Genomic DNA, 23,229 nt, shown 5'->3' on the forward strand with positions numbered 1-23,229 from the left:
CACTTACGCATCCGCCGCTTCCAGTGCCTGAACCAGGGCTTTGAGGAAGCGCGCTGCCTCCCCGCCGGTACAGGCGCGGTGGTCAAATGTCATCGACAAGGGCAGTGCCCGGACCGGTCGTGCCTCCCCATGGATGAAGACCACTTTTTCGAACAGCTTGCCCGCCCCTATGATGGCTACCTGGGGTGGCGTGACTATGGGGCTGGCGTAGCGACCTGCGATGGCACCAAAGTTGGTGAGGGTGATGGTCGCCCCCTGCAGCATCTCCCGCGGTACGGCGCGCGCCTTCACATCGGCGATCATCCGATCCAATCCGTGCCGAATATCCGCCCTCTCCCGCTCGGCCACATTCTCCATCACCGGCACATAGAGCCCATGTTTGGAGTCAACTGCGATGGCCACATTGACCTCCTTGAACAGCCGTCTCGACAGGGTATCCCCGTCAAACCAGGCATTCATGGAGGGCTCGGCACGGCAGGCCACCCCGATGGCCTTGATGAGGCGCACCGTCACGTCTTCGTCTGCCCGCCAGTGACGCAGGTCCACTTCGTCGGTGATGCTGACCGGCACCACAGTCTGATGGGAGTGCTCCATCGCCTTGGCCATGGCCCGGCGCGAGCCCTTGAGGAACTCGTTGCCACTGCTCTGCAACGCTTCGAAGGCGCTCTGCACATCCTGCTCGGTCACCATGCCGGCGCTGCCAGTGCCCTTTAGCCTGTCGATGTCCAGCCCCAGCTTTTGCGCCAGCAGACGCACCGCCGGCATGGCCTGCACCAGGGCGCCACCGGGCGCCATGGCACCCACCACGAAGTGATCCTCGATGTGCTGTTGATGGGCGCTGACCTTGCCCACCACGGTGCCGTCGTCCTCACCCCCCTCAAACTCCACCAGGGGAGCGCCGATGTGGAGTATGTCTCCCTCCTGGCCGCACAGCCTGGCGATCACCCCCGCCACTGGCGAGGGCACATCCACCAGTGCCTTGGCAGTTTCCACCGACAGCAGTACCTGATCGACACTCACGGTGTCGCCTGCACTGACCTTCCATTCGACTATTTCGGCCTCGGCCAAGCCTTCGCCCAGATCCGGTAATTTGAAAAATTTCATGACCAGTTCTCCATCCGCGGGAACATCACCAAAGATTGACCGACTTCATGGCTCTTCCTTGCTCGGGCGCTTTGGCGCCAACAGTTGAGAGACGTCATAGCCACTTGTTCTCCATCAGTTGGTGAGCTGCATCCGCGATATCCTGCTCGGTGATGAGGTAATACTCCTCGTTGCGGTAGTAGGGGACGGCGGCATCCACCCCGGTGAGGCGCTTTGGCGGCGCCTTGAGGGAGGTCAATGCCTCTTCGGTGACCCGCGCCACTATTTCGGCACCGACCCCGAAGCTGCCGCACGCCTCGTGCACCACCAGCAGACGCCCGGTCTTGCGCACCGAGGCCAGGATGCTTTCCATGTCCAGCGGCTTGATGGTGGCAAGATCCAGCACCTCGCATTGGATATCCTGTTCCGCCAGCAGGGCGGCGGCTCGCATAACCTCCTGGATGCAGGCCCCCCACGCGACCACGGTGAGATCCCGTCCGGGTCGCAGGGTGAAACACACATCCAGCGGCAGGCCAACGCCGTCATCCACCACGTCCGACTTCATGGAGCGATAGATGCGATCCGGTTCGAAGAACATCACGGGATCCGGATCGCGAATGGCCGAGAGCAGCAGGCCATATGCCCGCCTCGGGCTGGAGGGGATGACCACCCGCAGGCCCGGAATATGGGCAAACAGCGCCTCCACACTCTCGCTGTGGTGCTCGGGCGAATGAATACCGGCACCGTAGGGGGAGCGGTAGACGATGGGGCAGGAGAGCCGGCCGCGGGTGCGGTTTCGCATTCGTGCCGCCTGGCAGATGATCTGCTCCATGCCGGGGAAGATGAAGCCCTGGAACTGGAATTCGGCCACGGGTTTAAGCCCCTGGGTCGCCATGCCGACCGCCACCCCGGCGATCAGTCCCTCCGCCAGCGGCGTGTCGATCACCCGCTTGAAGCCGAACTTGTCCCGCAGGCCCACGGTGGCGCGAAACACCCCGCCGTTGACTCCCACATCTTCACCCAACACCACCACATCGGGGTCGTGCTCCATCTCATGGTGCAATGCCAGATTGACCGCTTCGAGCAGTGTCATGTCACTCATGGTGTGTCTCCCCGCCGCGCTGCTGCATGCCCTTGGCGATGATGCGCTGACGCTGGGCACGGTACTCCCTCGGCAGCTCGGCAAACTGGTAATCGAGCAGGGTTTCCGGCGCCTGCGGTGCCATACCTTCATAGGCGGCCACGGCACGCTCGACCTCCCGCCTCGCCTCCGCCAGCAACGCCTGCTCCTGCTGCTCGTCCCACCAGTCCTGCTCAGCCATGAACTGGCGCAGTCGCTTGACCGGCTCCTTGGCCCAGGCGGCTTCCACCTCGGCGGCCTCGCGATAGCGGGTCGCGTCATCGGCAGTGGTGTGATCCCCGAGCCGGTAGCTGACGGCTTCGATAAGCGTCGGCCCCTTGCCGCTGCGGGCCCGCTCGACGGCGGCGCGGGTCGCCTCATAGACGGCCACCACGTCGTTGCCGTCGACCTGCAGGCTGCGCACCCCGGCCCCTATCCCCTTCTGAGCCAGAGTAGGCGCGCTCGACTGCAGCTTGCGCGGCACCGAGATGGCCCACTGGTTGTTGTTGATGATCATCACCATGGGGAGGTGCCAGACACCGGCGCAGTTGAGCCCCTCGAGAAAATCTCCCTTGGAGGTGCCGCCATCGCCTATGGTCACCACGGCGACCCTGGGCTGGTTACGCAGCTTGAAGGCGGCCGCTATGCCGGCGGCATGGGTGATCTGGGTGGCGATGGGGACGCAGATGGGCAAGTCTTCCGACAACTCGCCATCGGCCTTGTAGAAGACACTGCCCCGTTCATCCCCGCCCCAATATTGCAGGTTCTGCTCCATGGGCACGCCCCGCACATAGAGGGTGGGCATGTCCCGGTAATAGGGTACATAGACATCCTCTGGCCGCATGGCGAGACCGACCCCAATCCCCACCGCCTCAGCCCCCAGATGGGAGGGAAAGGTGCCGAGCTTGCCGGTTCGCTGCAGTGCTATCGCTTTCTTGTCGTAACTGCGCACCATCACCATGTTGCGGTAGAAGGTGTGCAGCATCGCCTTGTCCAGCCAGGTCGGCAGTGTCGCGACCGGGCGCCCCTCCTCATCGAGGTAACGAAGGAAGGGGATGTCGACATGGGTCATAACTGGCTCCTTGCCGTTGTCAGCGTCACCACCATGAGGTGACCCTTAGAATGTAAATAAGATGTTAAGCAAAGGACAAGGTGATTCAGTCAGGTAAGACCAGTAGAAACTTCTTTAATTTCAGAAAGAAGATGAGATTTTCGGCGAGCAGAAACGAAGAAGGGAGCCCTTTCGGGCTCCCTGTCAGGGCGAGTTCGGGATCACGTCCATCCTGGCCACGCCGCCTGGGGCGCAGGGTTGACGTGAAAAGATGGGCTCAGATCACTCCCACAGACGGGTCGGCACCACCAGCAGCATGGTCCGCTGGCCGATGGCCACGTTGGCATTGGGGAAGACCACAGCCTCCCGCGCTTTCTCTACCCTGTACTGCCGATCCCCGTCTTCCGCCAGCACAAACCCCTGGGGAAATTCGGTGAAATTGTCCACATCGCTGGCAAACAGGAAACGAAACGCGGCCGTTTGCTTGTTGATCACCCGATCGATGGCAAAAATCGTGAAGTCATCTGCCCGCCAGGGCTCGAGCACTACCTCATCCTGGGTCACCAGCTCCTGCAACGCCTGACGCGCCTCGATGAAGCGGGTCATGTCGTTCTCGCCAAAGGGACGCACCTTGCCGAGCTCCACCGTGAAGGCATGGGCGCCATGCTGATGCGAGCTGTAATAGCTGAAGGTGGTGGTCGGGCCGCTCGAGAGCAGTATGGTGCGCACCCCGCAGGCCCCGAGGAACTGCACCTGCTCCTTGCAGTGCGGCCGCTCGTGGGGGAAGGGGTAGACCGCAAACTTCTCGTGGCGGGAGCCGCGAATGGCGGTGTGCAGATCGTAGTGATAACGGGGCCGGGCGGGATCGGCAAAGAAGCGGCTCACATACTGCTCCAGGCGCATGGCGCGAATGCGCTCCCTGTTGCACAGCCCCTCCCCCTTGCTGTGGGCACCACTGAAGAGCCGGTTCATGTTCTCCTCCACCTCGCGCGCCCCCTGATTCATGGCGGCCGGGTTGCCAAAGAGGAAGAGCACCCGGTGGCGGGCCTGAAGCTCCCCGCCGAGCAACCGGGTCAGCAACTGGTTGCAGATCTCGATGGGGGCTGTCTCGTTACCGTGAATGCCGCAGGAGAGCACTATGTCCTTGCGCCCGCTAGGCAACTGACCCATGGGCTCCAGGCAGAGCACGCCGGTGTCCCACACGCTCACCCGGGTGCCGTTGGCCAGGTCGAAGGCAAAGGGCTCGAGCTGCCACTCATGGCGGCGGGTCAGGGCCAAAAAGTCATGCTGGGGAATCATCCATCTCACCCTCTTGTCTGGAATGCTATGGCCGGATTATACGCAAGGCAGGCGGGCTTAAAATCAATTTTTAAACAAATTCAAACAGTAAGGATACAAAGTTGGCGAGGGATGATGACAACTCATGCCGCACGGGGCAAACAGAAGGAAAAACAGACAAGGAGAAATGAGGGGAAGCGGCAACAGGGGAAAAGTCAGGCCCGTTTGAGGGCGAAAAACACAGGCAGAGCAGTTCAGATCAGCAAGAAAACGAGGCATCCATGCCCGGTATATCAACCACGCCAGAACGGCTTGGTGGTCTCTTGATAGCGGTCAGCTTCGTTCAGACCAATGTCCTTGAGCAGGTAGGCGGGCAGCTCGGAGAGCTGGCGACGGCTGCGGCTGCGTTCCAGCCAGGTCAGGACGGTCATCTTGACGCGAGCAACCAGATTCGATTCGCTGGAATCCTGGTAACCGGCTTCGGTATAAGTCATGTTGGCCATGATATGGCTCCTCTCTCTAGTTCTGCGCAAGGCTCGGATTTGATGCGCAAAGCTTAGTCAGGGCGAGGAGGTGCCTCAATTGACGAATTTTGATACATGAGATTAGTAAAAGTAATGGCTGATCTCGCCATGGGGTAAAATACAACTGATTGATTTATATGTAAAATCCTGACCAGATATTCCCTCCCCCAGCCGTGCAGCATTTTCTCCTGCCGCATCGGCTTCTAACTATGCAGTTTCCCACGTTAGCTATGCAGAGCCCGAGTTCGAGACAGGACGCTGCCACCCCTGCCGCACCGCCAATTGTTAACCATTGGATCACTTAAAGATCGTTATTTAACAAGATAATACAGACAGGCAACCCCCGAAAGGCGGCCACGGCTGCCGCCCTTGCACCGCGCTTGAAAGGCGGCACTTGGCGCCTTCCCGTCATGCTGGTATGGTTATTTATACAGTGGTTTAATCATGCCCCCTGATCGCCGCCTTTAGGGCGACGGATTGAGGGAACACACAGGATATGCCGATGGACACCTTTACCCCCACCGCCGCCCTGCGTCAACAGATGGACGCGTTGGAAGAGGCCCTTGCCCGTCTCGCCAGGCAGCTCGGCCAGCTCGAGTTGCTGGAGGCCCATGTCTATCCCCTGCCCGCCGTACCGCAAGGGGAAGAGCATGATCCCATCGAGGCCATCGAGGTGGGTTATCTCTCGGGCGAGGCGGCACTGGCCGCGGCCGTGACGGCCTTTCAGGATCACAGCGCCCGCCCCGGCTGCTCCACCAAGGCGACTCACCGCCTGCCTGGCTGGTTGCGCTTCCCCACCGCCAGCGCCTCCTTGCTGCACCCGCTGCTCGACGAGATCAACGGCCACAAGCTCGCCTTCAAGGCCCTGGTGCAGGCCGCCGGCGGGCGAGACGAGAAGTTCGAACTGGTACACAGCGCACTGCCCGGGGTCATCACCCTGCAGGTCTATCGCAAGCTGACCCTGCTCACCGGAGAGCTGCATTCCCTCGGTTTCACCTGGGCCGACAAGCAGAGCATCAGCCGCCTCAGCCGCGAGCAGGTGCTGGAGATGCTGGAGCGCAGCCGCCGCTATGTACCGGCGCTCTCCAGCAACGAGGAGTGGAGCAAGATGGTGGATCAGGAGGTGTATGACATTCGCCGCCTGCCGGCGGATGCGCAGCTGCGGATCCGCCGACCGGTCAAGACCCACCCCATGATCAACCTGCTCTGGCTGGACAGGGAGCCGCGCAAGCAGCAGCTCAAGGCGAGCCTGCCCCTGCTGCTCTGCTCGGACAACCCGCCCAGCGTCACCCACCTCGGCCACTATCCGCCCAAGCTGCGCCAGGCGCGGCGGGATCGCAAGATTGGCGGCGAGGCCATCATAGAGCGGCTGCACCTCTATCGCTATCAGGGCTAGCGCCTCTTAATCAGACCCATGATAGGGGCCCCAGACGCGGGCAATGAGCCCCTGAAACAGAGAAGGGGGATGGTCACCAGGACCATCCCCCTCTCGCACCCAGGCAGGCAGCACCGCTCCTAGCTCATCAGCAGGGCGCGCAGGCTCTCCACGTCCAGGCCACGCACCTCGGACTGTCCGCTCAGCAGGCCATCGGCCAGGGCCCGCTTCTCGTCGTGCAGCGCCACTATCTTCTCCTCCACCGTCTGCTCGCACACCAGTCGATAGACTGTCACCGGCTGGGTCTGGCCCATGCGGTGCGCCCGATCGCTCGCCTGATCCTCCACCGCCGGGTTCCACCAGGGATCCAGGTGCAACACTGTATCGGCCTGGGTCAGGTTGAGTCCTGTGCCCCCCGCCTTGAGGCTGATGAGGAACAGGGGAACCGGTTCATGACGAAAACGCAGTATGGACTCCTGGCGGGACTTGGCGGAGCAGCCCCCGTCCAGATAGCAGTAGTCCCATTTTTTGAGCTCGATGCGGGCTCGCAACAGGCTCAGCAGATCGACGAACTGGCTGAACACCAGCACCCGGTGGCCGCCATCGATGGCTTCCTCCAGGAGCGCCATGGCCTCGTCCAGCTTGCTGCTGGTCTGGGACCACTCCGGCATCACCAGCTCGGGGGAGCAGCAGAGCCGCCGCAAGCGGGTCAGGCCGCTCAGCACGTGCATCAGGGCCCGGCCATCGGCGCTTTGCACCTGCTGCACCACCTCGCGCCTGGTCGCCTCGTAGAGCTGACGCTCCTCGGGGGAGAGACTGATGTGGTGGATGATCTCGGTCTTGTCCGGCAACTCGGTCAGCACCTGCTGCTTGAGGCGGCGCAGGATGAAGGGGCTGATCACCGCCCGCAGCAGCGCCATGTGCTGGGGATCCTTCACCGCCTTGCCGAAGCGGCGCTTGAACTCGCCGAGGCTGCCGAGCAGGCCCGGGTTGATGAAGGTGAACAGGCTCCACAGCTCCCCCAGGTGGTTCTCGATGGGGGTGCCGGAGAGGGCCAGGCGAAAATCCCCCTCGAGCTGGAACAGCAGCTTGGCACGCTGGGTGCCGGCATTCTTGATCTGCTGCGCCTCGTCCAGCACCATGCTCGCCCAGCGGCGGGACTTGAGGGACTGGGCCAGGCTGCCGAGCATGCCGTAGTTGACCAGGATGATCTGTCCCGCCCTGGCCTCCTGGATCAGGGTCTCCCGCTCGGCGGGATTCTCGAACACCACCACCTCCAGCTCGGGGGCGAACCGGGTCACCTCCTCCTGCCAGTTGGTGACCACGGACTTGGGCACCACTACCAGGGCTGGGCCGAGGTGCTGGCGCATGCGCAGCACCATGAGCGCCTGCAGCGTCTTGCCAAGGCCCATGTCATCGGCGAGACAGGCGCCAAAGCCATGGTGGGCCAGGGTCGCCATCCAGCGCACCCCGTCCTTCTGATAGTCCCGCAGAGCCGTCAAGAGCTCGGGGGCACACTCCACCTCCTGCTGCCACTCCTGCTGCAGGGAGTGCCAGGCATCATCCCCGGCCGTGGTCACCGCCGACAGCAGGCGGGCCAGCGGATAGGCCAGCTTGTTGTTGATGCGCTGCTCGGTGTCCAGCATGGCCCCCAGCATGGTGAGGCGCTCCACCAGCTTGTCGCTCAGCATCAGGCTGGTCTTCTCGTCGAGCTGAACGGTGCGCTGACCCGGGGTCAGCTGGCGCAGGATGAGGCGCAAGTCGAGGATCTGGTGCTCATCCAACGCCAGCGCCCCCTCCACCTGGAACCAATCCTGGCGACGCTCGATGCGCAGGCTCAGGGCCGCCTCGTCGAGGCTCTTGATACGGGCGCTGTCCTGATGCCAGTGAACGACCACTCCGGCGTCCACCAGCTCGGACAGCGCATTGACCAGGGTCAGTGCCTGCTCACCGTCCAGTTTCCATTCGTTGCCCGGCAGACCGATGGGCAGCTGGTTGCGCAGCAACTGGGCCTCGGCCTTCTCGGCAGCCAGATCCCGTTGCCAGTAGTGATAGTCCCTGACGCCCTGGCGCACTATGGCCTCCCCCTTGCCAAGGGGCAGCGGCGGCAGTTCCCCCTCCCGGGTCACCAGCTGGACCAGCAGCTGACCATCCTGCCAGTCCAGCTGGACCGAGGGCACTCCGGGCCAGGGGGTCAACTCGGCATTGCCACTGAGCCCCTCGACCTGGCTGTGCCAGGGCAGCTCGGAAATGGCGTCCAGGGTGCGTTGCAGCTCGGCGAGCCCGTCCGCTGGCAGCAGCGGGATGGATTCCAGCGCAGGGAGTCTGTCCAGCAGGGCCTGCGGGGTCAGGATGAGCTGCCACAGATCCTGGGCAAGCGGCACTATGTGTGCCCCTCGCGCCGCAGCGGCCGGGCTCAAAACGGCGCTCATGCCCTGCTCGGTGGCGACCACCTGCAGCAAGGGGGCGCTAGTAGCCAGTTGCAGCTTCTGCCCCTTGGCGTTGAACAGACGCGGATGGCTGGCCAGGGGAGCCCAGGCGTCCCGCGGCAGCTTGCTCATGCCCCTTGGCAGGGTGCGCACCAGAGCCCAGTCCGCCTCGTCGAGCAGGGCGGCATACTGGGTGGAAAGCAGGGCAGGATCGACCCGGCGCCCGGCGGTCCACTCCCCCTTGGTGCTCTGCTTCTGGATCTTGCACTCGAGCTCGGGACCTTCCGCGTGGAGCAGCCATACCAGCCGCTCCTGCGCCTTGCGCACGCCGCTGGAGCGCCCCAGCCCCTGCAGCCAGTTGAGCCAGCTGGCCGAGGCGGGGGTCTTGTCCTCATCCTCTGCGTCGCTGGCCGCCTCGGGGGCCGGCGTGGCACGCAGTTGCTGCAACGGGGGCCGCTCGGCCCCCTCTCCCAGCAAGAGGCGCAACAGATCCTGGCAGAAGGCCATCAGGCGATGACGGGGCTCGGCCTCCAGCACATGGGAGAGATCCCACTTGTGCAGTATGGCCACCTGGGGGCTCTGCTCGCCGTGGCGCGCGAGGGCGCAGAGATCCAGCCAGAGGTAGCCCCAGTGGAGCTCCTCCAGCGGCAGTTGCAGGGTATCGAACAGGCCTATCGCCTGACCGTGGCGATCACCGGCCCACTGTCCCAGCAGATCCGAAAGCAGGGGGAAATGGTTGCCTAGACTGCGTTGCCACTTCTTGCGCTGCTCGCTGGCGAGCACGGGATCGGCCTGCTGCAGCCAACCCAGCCAGAGCAGGGCGCTGAACATCCTGGGCCAGGGCTCGTGCGCCGCCACTGCCTGCCACTGCCCAAGCGCGCCGAGCAACCGCTCCGCCAGGGGCTGCTCATCCCCCTGCTCGGCCAGTTGTTGCAGGGCCGGCCAGTGAGTGGTCACCTCGCCGGCCAGCGGGCCGCAGAGCCAGTCCCACTCGCTGGCCAGCGCCTCAAGCCGGCTTGCCAGCGCAGGGGCGCAGGCCGCGGTCACGGACGCCAGCGGCCAGTGCGCTTCGGGCTCGGCATCGAGCAGGGTCTGCAGGGCGAAATGTTCCAGCAGCAGCTGTTGCCAGGCAGGGCTTGAGCCCGCTAGCAGGCGGTGAGCATCGGGCAGATCCAGCAGGCTCAAGAGATCCGCGCTCTGGTAGTAGGCGGGGATCTGCCCCGCCTCCCCCAGACAGAGTTCGCGCACCACCCCTTGTGCCATCTCCTGACCCGTGACCGAGGGGACCCGGGTCCAGTCCGGCATGGGGCAGGCCCCTGCCCGCACCGCCAGGATCAGGGTCAGGGTACCCTCCGCCGTCAGGCTCCACTGCTGCTCGTTGCGCAGCCGTATCAGTCCCTGTTGCTGCAACTGGTTCAGCGCGTCCGTCAGCGCCTGCCCGGGCGAGCGCTGCGCGTACAGCGTATCTTGCAAATAACGGGTACTGGCGGCGCGCTGCAGTTGCAGCTCGCTGAGCAGGGCATGGCAATCCGAAGAGAGGGTGAAGGCTGACATCAGAACTCGCGGGCAGGTGCAAAGGCGGAATTTTAACGGGAAAGCGGCGGCGGCTCGACCCTTAACCGTGAATTAGTACAAAAAAAGCGGCCAGGCTCATAAAAGTGGGGACAGGGGGCCGTCGGGCCATCCTCTGCGAGGCGCTCTGCGGGCGGCCAACGGGGCATGAAAAAAGGCGCCGCAGCGCCTCTTGATGGAGTAAGCAAACTCGCCGGGTTCAGCCTTCCAGGTGCGCCAGACGGGCCTCCAGGGCCTGCAACTGCGACTTGAGGCGCTCAACTTCCTCTTCCAGCTGGCTCAGGCGATCGGCGGCAGGAGAGGCATAGCTGCTGGCGGGGGCGGCCTCTGCCAGAGCTTCCAGATCGATCTCGCCGCCAAACAGGTGGGCATAGCGGGATTCCCGCTTGCCCGGCTCCCGGGGCAGCTTGACCACATAGGGTCCCCGCTCGACCAGCGCGGCCAGCACCGCATCCACCTCGGTCACATCGTCGAAGCTGCACAGCCGGTTGGTGCGCGAGCGCAGCTCACCCGGGGTCTGGGGGCCCCGTAGCAAGAGCTCGCAGATAATACCGAGCTCCTGGGCGCTGAACTTCAGCTCACCGAACTCGGTGTTGCAGAAACGGTGCTGATAGCGGGGCACCCGGGCATTGAAGCCGGCGGTGTTGACCACCAGACGGCGGCGGATCAGTTCGTCGATGACGGCGCGGATATCCAGCTCGGCGAGCTCGAGCACGGGTTCGCGATTGCTCTTCTGGTTGCAGGCATTGACCAGTGCATTGAGAGAGAGAGGGTACTGATCCGGCGTGCAGATCTCTTTCTCTATCAGGCAGCCGATCACGCGAGCCTCTAATGGGCCTAGTACTATCTCCATTTCATACTCCCTTGCCAAACAAGACGTTAAGACGGTTATCTTAGCCAAGGCGCTCTCGCCGTCCAGCACAACACCGCATTTTTGCGAGCCGATGAAACCCTTGATGAAACATCGTACAATCCGGCCGCAACCAGGGGGCTAGCCCCCTGGCATCATACCGCCAGGCAGCCCCCTAGACGGACTTGTCGACCCGGGTATCCGTTCCCGTGGTCAGGATGCGCACCTTGTCCCCCTTGTTGAACGTGAGCGCGGGCTCCTGATCCTGCACGACGTTGAGCAGTTTTCCCGCCTCGGTCTTGATCAGCAGCTCGACCGTCTGCTTGCCCTGCACGCTCTGCTGGTTGCCCTGACGGCGACGGGAAGCCTCGGCCCCCGCCACTGCCCCCACAGTGGTAGCGACTGTCTGGCCCGAGCCACCACCAAATTGGCTGCCGACGGCCGCCCCCAGGGCCGCGGCCCCTATGGTGCGAAGTGGCCGGGTTCCGCCCTGCTGGGGCGCCGCCTCCTGGGTCAAAATGCGGCTCTCTTGCACCGTGCCGTATTCCACCTGGGCGCTGGTGCCTGCGAGGGCCGGTGTGCCCATCAGAATGAGCAGGCTGGTAGCCATGAATGCAATCTTCTTCACTATGTCGACTCCGATGACGACTGAGACCCGATGGCGCCGGCACCGCACCTGCGCGGCCCCGCCATCCCCATTCGGGAGACTACACCGCCGATCCTGACTGTGAGCTTGCCTGAGGTGGAAATGATCACGGCCGCAAGGCGGCCGTGATGGGAGAAGAGAAAGCGGTGCCCGGCCCGCTCATGAGGAGGGCTTGGGCTCCAGGGTTGCGGCAACCGACTTGGCCGCCGAGGCGGTGAGCAAGGGCTCACCCGGATAGAGCATCAGCGCCTGGGTACGCAGGCGGTCGGCCTCCTCGGTCCGCCCCAGCGCATTGAGGGCAATCACCATGTTGGCGTAGATGTTGGCCCTGGGGGTATGACGCACAAATGCCTGCCCCCAGTCGAGATAGGCTTCCAGCTCGGCCTTGTTGTTGGCCTGCAAGCCCACCATCAGGCGCACCGCGTTGACGTCGAACTCCACCCGGGTCAGCCAGGCCATGGGGTTGACGATGTCCAGCAGCAACGCAGGCTGCTTGTAACCACCACGCTCATACTTGGTCACCACCCAGGCGGTATGCAGAGCCGTCAGCATGAAGGGGACGACGATCAGGGGAATGCCAATGGCCAGGAAACGCAGCAAGAGCCAGGGGCGGTAGAGATACTCCCGCCAGTTGGCGTGGCCAGCCGTCCCCCCCTCCTCCACTTCCGCATCCAGCACATGGATGAGCAGCAGCAGCGCCCACCACAGGGCGATGGCGTGGTAGAAGGGATACTCGGTCTGGGTGTGCAGCAGTATAGGGATCACCAGCGCCAGCAAGGCCGCCCCCTTCACCCAGCCAGCCCTACCCAGTCGCCACAGCAGAGCCCCGCCCATCAGAGCCATGCCGAGCATGGGGGCCAGCCCCCCTTCCACCGCCCAGTAGAGAAACTCGTTGTGGGGGTGATCCAGGTTGTACTCGATCTGCACCATGGCGGGATTGAGCGCTTTGTCCGCCATGTAATGCTGGAGGAACACCGACTCGAAACTGCCATAGCCCCAGCCGGTCCAGGGCGCCTCGGCAATCAGCTTGGCGGCATAGGGCCAGTAGATGGATCTCATGCCGCCGGACTGATATATCTCCAGCCCCCGCCTGGCCCCCGCCATCCAGTATTGGGATGCCAGCCCGAGCGCTATGCCCAGCCCAACCAGCCCCAACACCCGACCCAGTTGTCGCTCGCGATGCAACTGCGGCAGCAGCAGGATCAGAGCCAAGGCCCCGCCCAATTGGCCCACCCGGGACTGCAACACCACCAGCAGCAAGGCGGTCGCCAGGATCACGCCATGACGCAGCCCCTTGAGCCAGGGGTTGGCGTGCCCTCGCATCTGAAGCCATATCGCCAAGGCAAACCCGGTTGCCATAAAGCTCGCCATCACGTTGGGTTGCTGGAAGATGCCATAGGGGCGATTGGTCCGGGTGTCATAGCCTATCCAGTTGCCCGGCACCAGCAGGTAGTACTGCACCAGGCCGAGCAACACCTCTATGGCCACCGCCCCCAGCAGCAGGTAGAGCAGCCGATCCCGCATCTGACGGTCCAGTCGCCATTGATAAAGGCAAGCGAGAAACAGCAGACCGGCAAACAGCCCCAACAGGCGGGGGATGGCGTAATCCTTGAGCTCGAAGCCCGGATAGGCCATGGGCAACAGCAGCAGCAAGGCCCCCAGCCACAGGACCGTCAGCAGCGGCGAAACCACCAGCCGCTGGCTGAGGGTGACCTGCCACAGTCCCAGGGCCATGACCAGACTGGCGAAGATCCAGCCCCAGGCGTTGAAGGGCAGATAGAGACCGGCCCCGCCCGGGTTGTGCATGAAAAAGTGCATGCCCAGCAGCCAGTACAAGACCGATGTTCCCCAAAAAACCTTATGAACCAAACTACACTCTCTTCCCATTTATGCCTCATCATGCATAAAAAAGCCGTGACAGTGAAAACACTATCACGGCTCATCAGACTAGCGAATCAATACCGAGAAGGGATTTACAACGGCAGGCGTTCTGTCATGTCATACAAGGTATGACTACGGCTGAGCATTTGCCCCCCATCTCTTGTGAGAGGAACCCACCCAATAGTTCCTTTGGATGTGGTGGGGCGAATCAACATGAGATCAAAGGGAATCGTGATGTAAATGCCTTTGGTGAAACTGCCTTCCCCATACTCCTCGGCCGAAACATCCGTCAAGGTTGCGTATGCACCCATTACAATCCCGGAGTCAAAGCGCTTGGAAAAATCAAAAGTGGCCCCCAGGTCACCAGCCAGATAACGCCCTACTGCCACCTTGGCGGTGACATTGTCCATGAAAGGCAACTGCCAATAGCCAGTCAGGTGACCTGTTGCGACATCGTAGTCAGCCATCTTCAGGGTATTGTTCCAATCACGCTGCTTGACCCAGTTGGTATCCAGCCCCAGAGCCCATGACTGACCGAAAGGACGATAAAGCACCTCGCCCCCGACCCCGGCGTACATCATTTCCAGATATCCACCGTATGCCTGGCCATACCACTCCTGACCAAATTGCTCCATATGGGTTAACTGGAGATTATTCAGCAGGACATTGGACGAGTCGACATACTCTCTCACCCAGGTTCGCACTCTCGGCAGTGCATCAGTGTCTGCTGGTGGTGTCTTGTAATTAAATTTGTCGTAGTTATTAGCGATATTGAAGAACAACGTACCCTGTAGCCAGTCTTTATCAGTAAGGCGCAGCTCGCTATTGGCATTGATACCGATCTGATACATATAAAATGATTCAGGACCACCGAAAGATTGGGTCAGGGTAGGATCAAATGAATAAGAGAACCACTCTGGTTCAGATTGGTAGCGAACATCCCCCTGAACAGGGTCTGGCACTTTTTGATGATCTACTGCCACCGTCTCCTGCCCAAGGATCTGGGGCTGGTTAGCCTTTCGTACAGAATCAAGATCAATCACTGTCTCTTGCAGCTGGAAGTCACGCTGACGTTCGATGACTCTCAATTCGTCGATAGTCTCAGGCAGATGGTTAACCGCAACCAAAGCCGTACGGTCGAGAGCTTCTTGCTGGTCTCTGTATTTATGCTGTTGTCCCAGCAAGGTTACAGTATTCTGTCCACTATAAAGTGATGCCGAATTCCAACCAGCATTGCTTTCAAACTGCCCCGCCATTCCTGACCAATCGACCTTAGAGGTATCAGCTGGGACCTTATTCTCTGAATATACAGGGCGTGGTTCATCCAAATGATTCTGGCGTAGATCATTAAAATTGGTACGAAGAGTGACACCCCACATCAGAGTGTTTCCTCTCTGATAACTAAGATGAGTGTCCATATAATCAAACAGGCGATAAACAGCACCTATATTGATGGGTGATGAATGGTCTATTTTCCCGGCAAATTCATTACTATAATCATTACCATCATATTCCAATTTTAACCTAAGTGGCTGCCAAGGCGTTTGGTATTCCACACCACCAAACAATGCAGCATTGCCATGAAACATATTCCCAGTTTCAAACTTACCACCACCACTGGAATAACTACCATCGCGGGAGCACCAATCATCCTTCCACTCGCAAAAAGGATTAGTGATATTTCCGCTCTCTCCCATATTCCCCCAGCCCATGCCAAGGGTGAAGTCAAACGGGCCAACACGTTTGCTGCCAACAACATACTCGCTGTCAAACAATCCCGTTCCCATCAGGTCACGGAATCCCAGAGAAATATTCGGAATCCAGGTAGACTCTTCCAGCAACCTGACTTTGACATCCATTCCTTTGTCTTTGTAAGTCTGGTCGCCACTGAAATCGGGGTTTGCACTATAGAGGCGGGTTCTCACATCGGTATAACGCAGAGTGGCCTCAAGCCAGTCGAACGGCTGCACTGACATGGACCAGCGACGGTACTGATCATCATCAAAATAATTGACACTGAATTCACCCGTCTTAGCCATTCTGGCGGTTGGCATTTGCAACAGGCCAACTCCGCCGAAGTCACTTTGTGATGGTCCCAACGGCTCAAAAATGTCAGCATCGGCGTGGGTTGCAAAGGATACCAGCAGGGCAATCAGTGAGAGTCTTGGGTAGGTCATTTGGGCATCCGATTCGCTAACAACGTCAACATGCGTTTATTCAAGTCTTGATACTGCTCAGGCAGCACACTTGGCGCAAAACCGACAAACAGGGTCGCTCCCGGCATGGCTTCGACATGGCGCTCATTCCAAATAGCAACGGGGATCCACTCAGGTTTTCCACTGGGTGCAATCAGATAAGCACCGGTGTCATCACTCCCCGACAAGAGATCCAGCTTCTTCCAATACTCTCGTAACCCTGCAGCAGGCAAAACGGGGCCTTCGCCGGGGTGACCGATCAAACCGGCCAGATAAATTTGCGGGCGACGAGGGGCCAGATAGAGCTGATAATCCCCTTGCAATATGGGGTTGACACCTGAAGGTACCAGGCTGATATCCGGATCCACAGGAAATTCGAAACGACCCGTCAAATGCAATTGCTGTAACTGTTGATGCAACTGTAAAGCGGAATGGGCGAGTTCAGCTTCATTATGCTGCTGCCAGTACGTTGCCAACAAGGTGAGATCTTTCAGCAAGGCTTGCTGTTGATACTCAATATCCTTTTGACGCGCAGGCGTAGATATATGCGTGACAGGCCAATAGTTATCGTACTGTGAGACCACGGGGTCTAACAATGCCTCACTCAACAGCATGGACTGGGAATGAGTTAGTGCTTCTCTCGGCTGACCTTGCCACCAAATAGACACGGACACATCAGCCATAACGGGGGAAGACCCCAAGGTAGCGAGCAATATGCTATATATTATTTTCATGATGAATAGGGCTTAAGGAATGTCATTTCTATCATTGGCAAGGAAGGGCCTAATTGCTGCTGGAATTTACGAACTTGACCTGTCTGCTCATCAATCCAGAAATGATTCAGCCATCGCTCTTCATTCGGGGCAGTAACGACATGTTCTTCTACAATCGTTGTCTTATAGGGGCGGTCCATAATATTCAGAACCTCATGACCCGCCTGAGTGTAATGCATGCTCAAGGGATAGCCACTGGTGTATTGCTTCGACCACTCAGCTACGCTATACCACACCATTGATGGCGTCTTGTCTACACGAGAGGTCTTCAATGGATCCTTATCCAAACTCCCCAGATAGCGCAAGTCATTTGGCAAACCCACTGTTTTAATCAAGCGCCCATGTTGGGTCACGAACATAACACCATCGGCACTCATCCATGACATGCGCGGGCCATTGACATAAGCCAACACAACCAAGGCCTGGGGTAAATCCCCCACCTTGATATAGGCACTCGCATAGGGCAACGCTCTCAGTTCGGATGAGGTCAGTACAATATCATCCGGCTTGTTAAACACATAACCCAAGGTTTCGATTGTCTGATGGGTCGAGGTACTACATCCAACCAATAAAAGAGCTGCTGACAATGCCAATAATCGGGAGGGGAAATAAGATAAATACTGTGCCACGTGCAATACACCATCCATGAGGGATAAGAAGAAAAACAAGGCTGCTCAAACCAAGCAGCCTTGCTGGATATTATCGGGTTGACGTGGTTGTGCTGGTGTTGTTGTTGCGGCTGTTGGATTCAGACACAGCAACAGCGGCCACAAATGCGGCAGCAGCGCCAACAGCTATGGCAGTGGTCGTTACCCCAGCAGCAGCGGCAGCAGCGCCAGCACCGGCAGCACCGCCACCCGCGCCAGTACCGGCAGCACCAGCAGCTTCTTCTGCAGCCATGGCATTAGCAGAGACAGCCAGCAGGGCGGCCAAAACAAACGCAGTCTTCTTCATGTTATCTTCCTTTTTGTTGACACAGCTAAAACATAATACTGAGACAATGAGCACTCCCAGTCTTATCTAGTATTACTCAAAGGGGGCATCAATTGAAGCTTCAATTTCTCCCCCCTGAATATTACCAATCCCTTATCTATTATCTATGGCCGGATCAGGCTTTGGTTTTATCACCATAGCTATATTGATAATATCCGTAATTACCGTAATAACTGCTGGCTTTCTTTTCTACCGCATTGAGCAGAATGCCCTTGATCACCACGCCATTTTGCTCGAAGCGACGAATCGCCACTTCCACCTCTTTCACCGCTGTCTTGGCAAAACGCGCCACCAGCAAGGAGGCCCCCACATGCTGGCCGACGATGGCCGCATCGGTGACCGCCAGGATCGGCGGGGAGTCGACGATAACAAAGTCATAATGCTCGCTGGCCCAATCCAGCAAGGCCTTGAAACGAGGGTGCATCAGCAGTTCAGATGGATTGGGCGGCACGGCGCCACGACAGACAAAATCGAGCCCATCAAAGCCGGTCTTGCTGATCACCTGCATCATCTCGGTCTGGCCAGCCAGATAGGCGCTCAAACCCGCCCCCATCTCCTGTCCCATGACTTTTTGCATATATCCCTTGCGCAAGTCAGCATCGATGACCAGCACCTTTTTGCCCCCCATGGCCAGGGTGGCGGCAAAGTTGGTAGACACAAAGGTTTTGCCTAGGCCGGGACCTGGACCAGAGATCATCACTATGTTGTTTTTGGCCTCCATCATGGCGAAATGGAGACTGGTACGCAGGCTGCGCAGCGACTCCATCGCCAGGTCGGCCGGATTACGGGCAGCCAGCAAGGCTTCATTGAGTGGCATCGCCTGGCGCCGTTTCTTCTTCTGTTGCTGCTCTATCTTGGCCTGATCCTCTGAATAGGGGATCGTGGCATAGACGGACAGCCCCATCTCTTCCAACTGCTCGGGGCTCTCGACACCGCGGTGGAATGCTGCACGCACCAGGATGAGGCCCACAGACAGCATGCCCCCAAGCAGAGTGGCCAGTACCACGATCAGCGGCTTCTTCGGCTTAACGGCTCGGGTTTCAACGGCAGCATCGTCGATGATCCGCACATTGCCGATGGTGCCCGCCTTCATGATATTGAGTTCCTGCTGCTTGTTGAGCAGCTGGACGAAGATCTCCTGACCGACCTGCACATCACGGGTCAGACGCAAAATCTCCTGTTGGGTTTTTGGCAGACGCTTGATCGACTTGTTGATCACATTTTTGGTATTCATCAAGGTCTGGCGCTTTTCCATCAGAGCGATGTAAGCGGGGTGCTGGCGGGTATAGAGTTGCTGCAACTCGGCTTCACGGAAGGTCAACTCATTGAGCTGCTTCTCGAGGCCCACCATGGTATCCAGTGCGGCTTTAGCTTCCAGCGACAGATCGACCGACTCATTCTGCTGGCGATATACATTCAACAGCTCTTCAGAACGATTCAGCTCACCTTTGACCTGAGGCAGATGAGTCTGCAAGAAATCCAGGCTCTTCTGGGCCTCTTCGGTCTTGCGCACCACGTTCTGCTGCAGGTAGTTCTGGCTGATGTTGTCGAGCACCGCACGAATGCGGCCCTTGTCTTCCCCTTCCAGCGCCAGCGAGATGATCCCGGTATTTTTGCCCTTTTCACTGACCTGAAGATCACGCTGCAGCTCTGCGATCACATCCAGTACCGGCTGCTTGACTAGCGTGAATACTTGCCCCTCATCGGCAGCCACATCAGACAGCAACAGGGTCACATCCTCTTTCTCAAGCAGCTTGCCTACTTGCCCTTCCAGCACCCGCCCTTCAATTTCGAGGGTAAAGTGTTTGTCTGCGTCAACCGTCAGCGTTAGCGGCGTCCCCACCAACTCCGGCGCCACCTCAAAACGGCTTACCGCCATCTTGGGATAGGGATGCCCCATCAGCCGCGACAGGCCACGGCCAACCAGCGGGAAGAAGTCGGGTGTCACTACAGTATCGAGATGAAGCTCTTGTACCGTACGGCCAAGCACCATACGAGAAGTCAGTAGCTCAATCTCGGCGGCAGCATCAGGCTGTTCACCGCCCAATACATCAGCCATATCCCCGAGCAGCGCAGCACCACTGGCTTTTTTCTCCACCTGCAGTAAGGCGTTCGCCTTGAAGACTGGGGTCGCCAACAGGGCATACGCAACGCCAAGTACCATAAACAGAGCGGTGATAGTCACAATCCACCAACGGCCATCGATCAGGTAGCCCAGCAGGCGCCCCAGATCGATCTCGTCATTCTCCACCGCGGCACTGCTCTGCCGGGACGAAACAGAAGAAGTCGTCATTAAACACAATCCATTTTTATTGTCAGATAGAACCTGAACACAGACCCAGACTGCAGCTGTTGTTACAGTTTTTTCGCCCACCCATCGGCACTACGCACCAACAGCTGGTAAACATGTTCGTAAGCTTCCCGGCTCAGACGATAGGGATCGGGCACTTCGCTCTCCCCCAGCCAGTGGCCAAACAGCATGGTTTTGCCACGGGCCCCCGGGTCAATGGCCGTGACGGCAGAAATATGCCCTTTCTCCATCACCAGGATCAGATCGGCATCCTGACAGAGTACGCGGGTCAGTTGGCGCGCCGAGTGTCCATCAAGGGAGAGACCATGCAGCTGTGCCACCTCGCTCGCGACCTTGTCGGCTGGTTTATCAACCAAGGCACTTACCCCGGCAGAACTGATATCTCGGTCGGGTAAACGCTCGCGCAGCAGGCGCTCACCTGTCGGGGAGCGGCATATATTGCCCACACACACGACTAGAATCTTCTCAAACATATTGCTGTCGCTCTTTCATCTTCCACCCGGCACCAGAGTACACCGAGTCAACACCACACAGAGTTTTACCAGTTGCGTACCCGCAACATGCCTTCGGTCAACTCGTTAAAGCCAGTAATAGAAGGCACCAGTTGGCTGAGCACACGGTTCCAGCGCGTCACCGGCGCAGTGGTGACATAAACCACGTCGTAAGGTTGCAAGGCAAACTCGGTGCCCATCACCAGCGCGGTGGCATCACTCAGGTCAAGCTGATAAATGGCGGCTTTCTCTTGGGCTTTCGCAGCTGGGCGCAATACGAAGATGCCGGTTGCATTGGCGGCATTCTGGTTGAGGCCCTCGGCACTGCTCAGTGCTTCGGTCAGGCTCATCCCCTCACGGCCAATGGTCAGGGTGGATGCCTTGTTGACCTCCCCCATCACAAAAACCTTCTGGGCATCGTTACGCGGTACATAGAGCATGTCGCCGTCACGCATCAGCTGATTGTGAGAGAGATCCCCATACTGCAGCAGATCCTGCATGGAGAGTGGGAACTCCTTGCCCTGGCGGGTCAACACCACATGGTGCCAATCGGCGGTCGGGGTCAGCCCGCCAGCCAGATTGAAGGCATCGAGCAGGGTCATCGGCACATTGGTGATAGGTTGAGCCCCCGGCTTGGTCACCTCGCCTGAGATATAAACCTTCTGGGAACGGAAAGCCGCAATGCTCACATCCACCTGCGGGCTCTCGATATACTGGGCCAGGCGCTTGGCAATATCGGTGCGGATCTCCGCGACGGTTTTACCCACGACGGTCACCTTGCCGATATAGGGGTAAAAGATAGTGCCATCGGCGTGTACCCAGTTGCCCGCTTCGCTGGCACTGCGGTAAGAACCGGCCGGGATGGTCAACTCGGGGTGATCCCACACGGTGACATTGAGGATGTCACCCACACCAATCCGGTACTCATAGCTGCTGATCTGGCTATTGAGCTCGGGGTTGGCCTTGCCCACCACAGGTGCCTTGCGCAACTGGCTGACCAGTGCGGGGGTGACCGGATAGACATCGGCCAGCTGATCAACATCAACGGAACCTGTGACCACCTCGGTTTTGCCACTGGTGGAAAGATTGGTACCGGGCACCACAGTGCATGCACTGAGCAGGGCCACGGCCGACAACAGAGGAATGAGCTGAATCCTTTTCACTACCACACCTTATTAAGCTTGCCATCAAGAACTGAACGGAAAAATCGCCGTATGATAGCGGAAAACACGGAGAATTCTGAGATAAATTTACGGATAAAATCACAGCAACAATTGAAATGATGAAGATGAGCAGCTCACTCACGATTCAAAGGATATATGCCCACCTTCAAGCGCACGATCTTTGATGCTGATATTAAAACCAGCCTGTACTTGCCAAGAGGTCTAACCAGATATGTGATTGAATAGTACGAGCGTTATATTTAACGACTTATTTACCATGTAATGCGGCCCCCCCCTGCTTGAGGGAACCGCTGTCGACATGTTAGTCATTACCAAACAGATCGCGGGTATATACCTTGTCTGTCACATCGCTCAACTCTTCAACCATACGGTTGGCCAATATCACATCACAACTCTCTTTGAATTGCGCCAGTTCGGTAATGACTTTGGAGCGGAAAAACTCGGGCTCGCTCAAGGTGGGCTCATAAATGACAACTTCAATCCCTTTCGCCTTGATCCGCTTCATAACCCCTTGAATGGCAGAAGCACGGAAGTTATCGGACCCCGCCTTCATCACCAGTCGATATACACCCACTCGTTTTGGATTCTTGCGGATCACCGAATCGGCAACAAAATCCTTACGCGTGGTATTGGAATCAACAATCGCCCGGATCAGGTTATTCGGTACCTTGTTGTAGTTGGCCAACAGCTGTTTGGTATCTTTCGGCAAGCAGTAACCACCATAGCCAAATGACGGATTATTGTAGTGGCTACCAATACGGGGATCGAGACCTATACCATCAATAACCTGGCGACTATCGAGACCATGCAGCTGGGCATAGGTATCGAGCTCATTAAAAAAGGCAACCCGCATGGCCAGATAGGTATTGGCAAACAGCTTGATCGCCTCGGCCTCTGTGCTATCGGTAAACAGCACGGGCACATCCTGCTTGATTGCCCCTTCTAGCAACAGGTTGGCAAAAACCTGTGCTCGCTCGGAACGCTCACCCACCACAATACGAGACGGGTGCAGGTTGTCGTAAAGGGCGCGACCTTCACGCAAAAACTCCGGCGAGAAAATAAGATTGTCCCCCCCCAACTCTTCACGCAGCCGAGCGGTAAAGCCGACCGGAATGGTGGATTTGATCACCATCACCGCATCGGGATTAATCGCCATCACATCCTTCACCACAGACTCCACCGTGCTGGTATTGAAGTAGTTGGTTTCGGGATCATAATCGGTAGGCGTCGCAATGATAACGAAGTCAGCCTCTTGATAAGCCTCTTCTTTATCAAGGGTGGCTCGCAGATTCAGATCATGGCTGGCCAGATAGCTTTCAATCTCTTTATCGACGATGGGGGAGCGACCTTGATTGATCATCTCGACCTTGCTGGCAATCACGTCGACTGCCACCACTTCATGGTGTTGTGCAAGTAAAACAGCATTTGATAAACCGACATATCCCGTGCCAGCGATAGCAATTTTCATATTAT

The 23,229-nt window shown here is 58.8% G+C and carries 17 protein-coding genes; 1 reads left to right on the forward strand and 16 read right to left on the reverse strand.

Annotated features, from left to right (window positions below):
* Positions 1–3 precede the first annotated feature (3 nt).
* From PG898_RS08875 to PG898_RS08895, 5 genes are all read right to left on the reverse strand, one after another.
* Complete coding sequence (locus PG898_RS08875; RefSeq protein ID WP_139744487.1) at positions 4–1,104, reverse strand: dihydrolipoamide acetyltransferase family protein; 1,101 nt, start codon at positions 1,102–1,104, stop codon at positions 4–6.
* A gap of 94 nt (positions 1,105–1,198) precedes the next feature.
* Complete coding sequence (locus PG898_RS08880; protein ID WP_218409232.1) at positions 1,199–2,185, reverse strand: alpha-ketoacid dehydrogenase subunit beta; 987 nt, start codon at positions 2,183–2,185, stop codon at positions 1,199–1,201.
* Positions 2,178–3,275: a pyruvate dehydrogenase (acetyl-transferring) E1 component subunit alpha gene (gene pdhA / locus PG898_RS08885; protein WP_270823758.1), complete on the reverse strand. Its 1,098-nt coding sequence runs from the start codon at positions 3,273–3,275 to the stop codon at positions 2,178–2,180. The genes PG898_RS08880 and pdhA overlap by 8 nt, the downstream gene beginning before the upstream one ends.
* Positions 3,276–3,536: 261 nt before the next feature.
* Positions 3,537–4,553 carry a succinylglutamate desuccinylase gene (astE, locus tag PG898_RS08890; protein ID WP_168234720.1) on the reverse strand — a complete coding sequence of 339 codons (1,017 nt, stop codon included), beginning with the start codon at positions 4,551–4,553 and terminating at the stop codon, positions 3,537–3,539.
* Positions 4,554–4,825: 272 nt separating this feature from the next.
* Complete coding sequence (locus tag PG898_RS08895; RefSeq protein ID WP_005331430.1) at positions 4,826–5,035, reverse strand: DUF1127 domain-containing protein; 210 nt, start codon at positions 5,033–5,035, stop codon at positions 4,826–4,828.
* 523 nt (positions 5,036–5,558) lie between these two features.
* Here PG898_RS08895 and PG898_RS08900 point away from each other — a divergent pair.
* Positions 5,559–6,452 carry a DNA replication terminus site-binding protein gene (locus tag PG898_RS08900; RefSeq protein WP_270823756.1) on the forward strand — a complete coding sequence of 298 codons (894 nt, stop codon included), beginning with the start codon at positions 5,559–5,561 and terminating at the stop codon, positions 6,450–6,452.
* A 119-nt stretch (positions 6,453–6,571) separates the two neighbouring features.
* Here PG898_RS08900 and PG898_RS08905 read toward each other — a convergent pair whose 3' ends face one another.
* The 11 genes from PG898_RS08905 to PG898_RS08955 form a co-directional block, all read right to left on the reverse strand.
* Positions 6,572–10,414, reverse strand: coding sequence for a DEAD/DEAH box helicase (locus PG898_RS08905; protein WP_270823755.1), 3,843 nt, complete (start codon positions 10,412–10,414; stop codon positions 6,572–6,574).
* Between the two features lie 217 nt (positions 10,415–10,631).
* Positions 10,632–11,285, reverse strand: coding sequence for a YceH family protein (locus tag PG898_RS08910; RefSeq protein WP_042649459.1), 654 nt, complete (start codon positions 11,283–11,285; stop codon positions 10,632–10,634).
* A 172-nt stretch (positions 11,286–11,457) separates the two neighbouring features.
* Positions 11,458–11,910: a glycine zipper 2TM domain-containing protein gene (locus tag PG898_RS08915; protein WP_005331417.1), complete on the reverse strand. Its 453-nt coding sequence runs from the start codon at positions 11,908–11,910 to the stop codon at positions 11,458–11,460.
* Positions 11,911–12,087: 177 nt separating this feature from the next.
* Positions 12,088–13,815 (reverse strand): PglL family O-oligosaccharyltransferase, encoded by a 1,728-nt coding sequence (locus PG898_RS08920; protein WP_270823753.1) that lies wholly within the window; start codon positions 13,813–13,815, stop codon positions 12,088–12,090.
* Between the two features lie 86 nt (positions 13,816–13,901).
* Positions 13,902–15,986, reverse strand: a complete 2,085-nt coding sequence (locus tag PG898_RS08925; protein WP_163135181.1) for a YjbH domain-containing protein — start codon at positions 15,984–15,986, stop codon at positions 13,902–13,904.
* Entirely contained in the window at positions 15,983–16,687 is a 705-nt protein-coding gene (locus PG898_RS08930) for a capsule biosynthesis GfcC D2 domain-containing protein (protein WP_270823750.1), read from the reverse strand. Before PG898_RS08930 ends, PG898_RS08925 begins: the two co-directional genes overlap by 4 nt.
* Before the next feature lie 47 nt (positions 16,688–16,734).
* Positions 16,735–17,406 carry a YjbF family lipoprotein gene (locus PG898_RS08935; protein ID WP_270823749.1) on the reverse strand — a complete coding sequence of 224 codons (672 nt, stop codon included), beginning with the start codon at positions 17,404–17,406 and terminating at the stop codon, positions 16,735–16,737.
* 479 nt (positions 17,407–17,885) lie between these two features.
* Positions 17,886–20,063 (reverse strand): polysaccharide biosynthesis tyrosine autokinase, encoded by a 2,178-nt coding sequence (locus tag PG898_RS08940; protein ID WP_270823748.1) that lies wholly within the window; start codon positions 20,061–20,063, stop codon positions 17,886–17,888.
* 62 nt (positions 20,064–20,125) lie between these two features.
* Positions 20,126–20,554 (reverse strand): arsenate reductase/protein-tyrosine-phosphatase family protein, encoded by a 429-nt coding sequence (locus tag PG898_RS08945; protein WP_270823747.1) that lies wholly within the window; start codon positions 20,552–20,554, stop codon positions 20,126–20,128.
* A gap of 65 nt (positions 20,555–20,619) precedes the next feature.
* Complete coding sequence (locus tag PG898_RS08950) at positions 20,620–21,735, reverse strand: polysaccharide export protein (protein ID WP_270823746.1); 1,116 nt, start codon at positions 21,733–21,735, stop codon at positions 20,620–20,622.
* A gap of 322 nt (positions 21,736–22,057) precedes the next feature.
* Positions 22,058–23,224: a nucleotide sugar dehydrogenase gene (locus tag PG898_RS08955; protein WP_270823745.1), complete on the reverse strand. Its 1,167-nt coding sequence runs from the start codon at positions 23,222–23,224 to the stop codon at positions 22,058–22,060.
* Positions 23,225–23,229 lie beyond the last annotated feature (5 nt).

The organism is Aeromonas sp. QDB31 (assembly GCF_027707605.1).
GTDB lineage: Bacteria > Pseudomonadota > Gammaproteobacteria > Enterobacterales > Aeromonadaceae > Aeromonas > Aeromonas media.